General features: G+C 73.6%; 5 protein-coding genes. 3 read left to right on the forward strand and 2 right to left on the reverse strand.

What is annotated here, in order from left to right:
* Positions 1–450, forward strand: a 450-nt coding sequence (locus tag HKK72_RS34270; protein WP_187238570.1) for a PPOX class F420-dependent oxidoreductase, incomplete at its 5' end; no start/stop codon positions are given.
* On the opposite strand, the gene dacB is transcribed toward HKK72_RS34270, so the two are convergent.
* Complete coding sequence (dacB, locus tag HKK72_RS34275; RefSeq protein ID WP_187238571.1) at positions 390–2054, reverse strand: D-alanyl-D-alanine carboxypeptidase/D-alanyl-D-alanine-endopeptidase; 1665 nt, start codon at positions 2052–2054, stop codon at positions 390–392. The genes HKK72_RS34270 and dacB overlap by 61 nt on opposite strands.
* Positions 2055–2139: 85 nt before the next feature.
* On the opposite strand from dacB, the gene HKK72_RS34280 reads away from it, so the two are divergent.
* Entirely contained in the window at positions 2140–2544 is a 405-nt protein-coding gene (locus tag HKK72_RS34280; protein WP_222721499.1) for a GNAT family N-acetyltransferase, read from the forward strand.
* A gap of 187 nt (positions 2545–2731) precedes the next feature.
* Positions 2732–3478, forward strand: coding sequence for a nucleoside triphosphate pyrophosphohydrolase (locus HKK72_RS40310; RefSeq protein ID WP_222721500.1), 747 nt, complete (start codon positions 2732–2734; stop codon positions 3476–3478).
* A gap of 71 nt (positions 3479–3549) precedes the next feature.
* On the opposite strand, the gene HKK72_RS34290 is transcribed toward HKK72_RS40310, so the two are convergent.
* The coding region (locus HKK72_RS34290; RefSeq protein ID WP_187238572.1) for a hypothetical protein at positions 3550–6525 on the reverse strand (2976 nt) is incomplete at its 5' end.

Genomic DNA, 6525 nt, shown 5'->3' on the forward strand with positions numbered 1-6525 from the left:
CGCCTGGGGCGGCTGGCGACCGTCGGGCCCAAGGGCGACCCGCAGAACAACCCCGTCGGCTACCGCTACAACGCCGAGACCGGCACGATCGACATCGCCGGGTTCGACATGGGCGCCAGCCGCAAGTTCCGGAACGTCCAGAACAACGGGCAGGTCGCCCTCGTCGTCGACGACCTGGTCTCGACCAGCCCCTGGCGGGTCCGCGGGATCGAGATCCGTGGCCGGGCCGAGGCGCTCACCGGTCAGGCGCCGTCCGGCCCGCACATGAGCGGCGAGCTGATCCGCATACATCCGCGGCGCGTCTTCACCTGGGGGATCGATCCCGACGCCAAGGGCATGGTGCGGCGCGACGTGGCGGGGGTCCCGACGCGGGCGCGTGAGACGCCGGGTCAGCAGGCTCCGATCCAGGAGCATTCGACCTCGGCGCCCGGCCTGACGTGCAGCGAATGACCCGGTGCCCGCAGCACGGTCGCCCGCTCGACGATCTTGCCGGTGGCCAGCCGAATCGCGATCTTGTCCTCGAGGTCCTTCGGCGCCGCGCCCGTGTAGTCGTTCAGCATGATCGAGAAGATCAGTCGCCGGCCGGCGGGGTCTCTGACGTAACCCGAGAGCGCCGTGGCCCCGGTCAGCGTCCCCGTCTTGGCGCGCACGTTCCCCGCGGCGGCCGTGTTCGTCATCCGGGCCGCCAGCGTGCCGCCCACCCACGGATCGGTCTGCCCCGCGATGGGCAGCGAGTTGTAGAAGGCGGGATACCAGGTCTTGGTCATCACGCCCCTCAGGAGGTTGCCGGCCTGGGCCGGAGTGGCCCGGTTCGAACGCGACAGCCCGGAGCCGTCAGTGAGGTTCAGCCGCGTGGTGTCGACCCCGAGGGTCTTCACGTACCTCGCCACGACCGGCAGGCCGGCCTGCCAGCTGCCCTCACCGCCGTCCTCGCGGCCCATCGCCTTCACCAGGATCTCGGCGATGTTGTTGTTGCTGAGCTTGAGGAACGGCACCGACAGCCTGGACAACGGCATCGACGTGCGGTCGGTGACCGTGGTCGCCGTCGGCGGCGCCGCCGCACGCGCGGTCGAGCCGGCCACGCTCACGCCGTGGGCGGTGAGCGCCCTGCGGAAGACGTCGGCCGCGTACAGGGAGGGGTTGTCGACCGTGCGGAGGGTCTGCACCTTCGCGCCGCCGAGGGGGTACGAGCCGGTCACCCGGATGATGTCGGTGCCGCGCGGCCGCGTGATCGACAAGGTCGATGCCGACCCGGGCGCACCCGTCGTGGCCCGGTTGTCGATCGTGACGTGGCCGGTCGCCGGTGCGAGTGCGACGTCCACCGGGCCGCCCTGCGGCCCCGGTGTGACGTCGACGCGCACCGTTCCGACGTTGAAGTCGGCGTCCGGTGAAACGGTGAGCGCTGAGACCTGGGAGGCATAGGCGTACGGCTCGTCCGCCGGATCCCAGCCGGCCGCGAGCCGCTGGTCGTCGAACCAGGTGTCGTCGGCCACCAGCCGGCCGGTCACGCTGGTGATGCCCTTCGCCGCGACCGCGGCGGCCAGCCGGTCGTAGTCGGCGGCCTGCAGCGTGGGGTCACCGGTGCCCTTGAGGATGACGTCGCCGGTCAGCGTGGCCCCCTCCACGGGGCCGTCGGCGAGCACACTCGTACGGAAGGTGTAGCCCGGCCCGAGAACGCCGAACGCGGCCGCCGCCGTCTGCAGCTTCTGGTTCGAGGCGGGCATCACCTGGTCGTCGGCGCCGCGCGTGTAGAGGCCTTTGCCGGTGCGGGCGTCGCGGACGACGACACCGATCTTGGCCCCGTTCAGACGGGCGTCCCCGAGGATGGCGTCGAGGTCGGCCGCGAGGCCGCCACCGGGCTGTGGCCGGCCGACACCTGCGACGCGCCTCGGGCTCTCGGCCGCATGGGGAGCGGCGGCGGCCGTAATGGGGAGCCTTGCCGAGGTGCCCGCGGCAGCGCGGCCGGGCGCCTCCGTCGCCGACGCCACGGCCGCCGCCGTGGAGACGCCTGCGGTGACCACGATCGCGAGACCGGCGAGCATAGATCGGCGCATGACGCCAGAGCCTATGCGATCGGCTCTCAAGGACCGGCGAGTTCGACAGGTCCGATATAACGGGTCATTTCATTACATTGACGGGGTGACAACCGACCGCACGGCCGTGGAGTTTCGTCCGGCAGGCCCCGAGGACGCGACGGCGGTCGCGAGGATCTGGCACCACGGATGGCGTGACGGCCACCTTGGGCACGTTCCAGGCGATCTCGTCGCGGCCCGGACGCCGGAGTCGTTCGGAACGCGCGCGGCGGAGCGGGTCGGCGACACGGTGGTCGCGATCGTCGACGACGCGGTGGCGGGCTTCGTCATGGTGGTCGAGGACGAGGTCGAGCAGGTCTACGTATCCGAAGACCACCGCGGCACCGGTGTGGCGACCGCCCTGCTCGCCGAGGCCGAGCGTCTCGTCGAAGCCGGCGGCCACCGGCGAGCGTGGCTCGCGGTCGTGGCCGGCAACGCCCGAGCCCGCAGGTTCTACGAAAGGTGCGGCTAAACCGACGAGGGGCTGTTCGACTATTCCGCCGCGAGCGCCACCGGGCCGATCCCCGTTCCGTCGCACCGCTACGTGAAACGACTCTCCGGGCACCCGGAACACTGACCGGTGTCTCGGGAACCGCCTTTCGGCGCCCGTGCGCGAGACCCGTCGATGAGCGCCTTCAGGACCTCTTAGGGTGGCGGTCATGTGCGCAGAGGCCGATGCGGGGACACCAGGATCGCTCACCGACGTGCTGGGCGACGTCACGCGGGAACGCGCCGCGCAGGACGCGTTGTGGGGGGTCCAGGAGTTCCCCGACGGCACCGGCACCGAATACGCCGCCGACGCCGAGCGGGCCAAGGCCGCCTGCCGGACGGCGTGGTCGGAGGGTGAGCTGACCTGGCGGCACATCCTCACCGAGGAGTTCCTCGAGGCGCTGGCCGAGTCGGATCCCGAGCGTCTGCGCGCCGAACTCGTGCAGACCGCGGCGGTCGCGGTCAAGTGGGTGCAGGCCTTGGACAGGCGGCCTCCCGGCGCGCCGCACCCGGCGGGCGAGAGCGGCGGCGGCGCCGAGAAGCTGGTCCGTGACCGCATCCCCGAGATCATCGAGGCGAGCGGCAGGTCGCCTCGCGTCCGCGTGGCCGGCGACGACGAGTACGCCGCACTGCTGCGCGCCAAGATGTACGAGGAGGCCGGCGAGTACGCGGCGGGGGCCACCGGCCCGGCGGAGAGCGACCCGGAGGAACTCGCCGATCTCCTCGAGGTCGTGCACGCCCTCGCTCGCACCCACGGCCTCGATCCCGCCGCTCTGGAAGAACTGCGGGCGGCGAAGTCGGCCGAACGCGGCGGTTTCACCCGGCGGCTGGTGCTGCGGCTCCCCGAGCCGGGCGACGGGAAGAAGGCGTCGCCCGCGTCGCCCGCGTCGACGTCGGCCCCGGGAGACGAGGGTTGACGACCGAGCCGTCGCCCCGGACCGGCGCCGCGTTTCACGCGGGACGTGCCCGGCTCACCGGCGTGTCCCCGCTATTCGGCGGCGGTCCGGATCCCCCTGGCCGCGTAGGCGACGTCGGGAGCGGCATGGGCGCGCAGCCGCCGCAGCAGATCCCGCCAGGGCGGCGGCCAGCCCGCCCGCGCTCCGCACGCATCCGTCAGCGCCACGGCGAGCAGGCCGGCCGCCTCCTCCCCGAGGGCGGCCAGCCTTTCCGCGTGGGGCAGCACCCGTTCCGGCTCCACGCGACCGGTCGAGCCGGCGAGCGCCCGGCCGACGTCGACCACCGCCAGCACTCCGGGCGGCAGCGGTGCCGGCAGTGCGGTCCCGGGTTCGTCCCACCGCACGGTCGCGGCCCGCAACCTGGCGGCGAGGGGTAGGGGCAGTGCGGTCGCCGCCATCTCGATGACGGGGCCGGCCGCCGCCCGGTTCACGCCGGCCAGCGACGCCACGCGCGCTGTGATCAGCTCCAGCCGCTGTGCCGCCGGCCGATCCCGCTCGGGCTCGGCGTCCGGTCCCTCCGGCGCGGTGGCAAGCCGCTCGATCGCCTCGCGCAGCGCATCGCCGGCGGAGCCCCAGTCTCCGGAACCTCCCGAACCTCCCGGCCCGTCCGACCGGCGCGTATGACCGCTGAAGGCGCCGATGACCAGGCCCTCCACGGCGGCACGCCAGTCGGCGGAAGCCCCCAGGTCGGCGACGAGCCCGGCCAGCCGTTCGGACGCCTCCGGAGCGTAGGAGCCCCACGCCATGAGAGCATGCACGGCCGCCGACCGGACCCTCGGATCCGGCGACCGGGTGGCCTCGACGACGAGGTCGGCGTACGGCCGCCGCCAGGGCGCCGGCAGATCCAGCGGGGCGCCGCCGATCACCGCGCGTGCGACATCCGGCGGCCCGGTGACGGCCTCGCGCAGCAGCCCCCACATGCGGGGCTCGTCGAGCATCCGCAGTGCGGCCGAGACGACGGCGGCCCGTACGTCATGGTGCAGACCGTCCTGCGCCCACAGCCCGGTCAGCAGGTCCGCCGCGCCCGGCACGCGATGGACGGCGAGCAGCCGTACCGCCTCCTTCCGTGCGGTCACCTTGCCGTCGGCGAGCACCGGGGCGAGCAGTGCGCCCAGTGCGCTCGGCCGGACGAACCGCGCGGCCCGGGTCGCGGCGTAGACGGCCACGTGGGCATCGTCGCCGGAGGCGTGGGCGAGCAGGTCGGGCAGCACATCGGCCGGCCGCGCCGTCCACGCCGACGAGGTGAGCCCGGCGCGGCGCAGCAGCGGATCGGGCGAGCGCACATACCGCCCCAGCCGGTCGTGGGACAGCCCGGGGATCTGGCCGATCGCCCGCACCGCGCCGGCCCGGTCGACCTTGCTCGCCGAGGCGTCGTCGGCCGCACGGCGCATCAGCCGCAGATAGGCGGTGCGTTGGGTGGCCGTCCACCGGACGAGGTCACCGCGCCACACCGTGGGCACGTATCGCACGCCCTCCATCAGGAACCGGCCGGTCGGGGCTCGTCCGCCGAGCACGACCCCGAGAAGGTCCGTGCGTCGTCGCGCCAAGATCGCCATCACCTCGGCGATGACCACCGTGGACGGGTCGTCCGCCACGAGCCGACCCGCGCGGTCGTCGCGAGTACCGGGTGCGGCGAGCCACAACCTGATCGCGCGCCGGCTGATCGAGTCGAGGCGGGCGCTCACCGCGCGTCGCAGGGCCTCTTGCAGCTCGGGCAGGTCGTGGCCGCGATGTTCGAGCGCCTCGGCGAGGGCGAAGGCCAGCTGGTGCTGGTCCCGTGCCGCTTCGCGCTCGAGATGCGGTGCCAGCCTGGCCACCAGTTCGCGTTCCCGGCCGCGGCGCAGGACCCGGTGGAGCCTTCCGAGATGAATCGTGCCCAGATGCCCGGTGAGACGTTCGAAACAGCCGAGGGCGAACTCGACCAGTTGCTGCTCCTCGCGCAGCGCGCCCTGCTCGAACACGCGGGCGGCGATCCTGGTGAAGGTGTAGCGGGTCTGGTGGGAGCAGTCACGGGCGGCGAGCGCGTCATCGATCATCTGGTCGAGGGCGGGCAGGTGCACCTCGCGGAACAGGCTGGGCGGAACCGCGGCGAGCGCGGCGGCCGCCTTGTCACGAACGGGGTCCTGCTCGTTGCGGAACCGGGTCAGCGACTCCAGCAGCCTGGTCAGGACCTCGGGGTCGCGGCTGCGGCCCGCGCAGGAGATCAGCAGGCGGTAGCCGTCGGCCCGTTCGCCGGCGTCGCGCGCACGCGTCCGCAGGGCGAGGGTCGGTTCCGCCTCGTCGTACGGGAGGAAGGCCGTGATCGCCATCACCCGGTCCGGATGGTCTCGGACGTGACGCAGGCCCAGCATCCGCCCGGCCTCGGCCGCCCGCCTGGCCGCGGGCAGCACCTCCAGGATCTGGTCGGATACCTCTGCCCGTCCCCGGTCGAAGCCCGCCATCGCGGCGTCGTACAGGTCCGGGCGGCGCCTGGGGGCCACCGCGCTCAGCAACGTGAGCAGCAACCGCTCGTTCTCTCGGACGGCGCGGCCGACCCGGCCGAGGTCGGCGTCGGTCAGCCCGGCCAGCCGGCGGCGTACGGCCCGCCGCCCGAGCCACTGCCCGGCGGCAGGCCTTCGATCGGGCGCGAGCAGGAGCTCCAGCATTCGCGGCACATCGGCGTCCAGCAGCAGGCCGCACGGCTTGACCATGGCCTGGGGCATCGGGCCGGCCGTCCAGTGCCGTTCAAGCAGCGTGATCACGCGCTGCGGGTGGTGCGGGATCGCCGCGGCCACTCCCCCCTGATGCCGCAGCCACCAGGCCGGCCACTGACTGGGCGGCAGCCCGGCGAGTGCCCGCTCCGCGTGGTCGAGGACGAGGCCGGGATGCCGACGGCCGAGCGCCCGCCAGTTGGAGACGGCGGGGGCGAGGGTGTCGACAAGGGCGGCTGCCAGATCGGGCCCGCAGTCCGGCAGCAGCCGCGCGGCCTCGAGGTCGCCCCACCGTCGCCGTACGGTGTCGATCAGCCG

Origin of the sequence: Actinomadura sp. HBU206391 (assembly GCF_014323665.1) — a bacterium.
Lineage (GTDB): Bacteria > Actinomycetota > Actinomycetes > Streptosporangiales > Streptosporangiaceae > Actinomadura_C.

Bases quoted from the DNA above. Each gene is read 5' to 3' on its own strand.
- dacB (WP_187238571.1), bottom strand. From the start codon at position 2,054: ATGCGCCGATCTATGCTCGCCGGTCTCGCGATCGTGGTCACCGCAGGC.
- HKK72_RS40310 (WP_222721500.1), top strand. From the start codon at position 2,732: ATGTGCGCAGAGGCCGATGCGGGGACACCAGGATCGCTCACCGACGTG.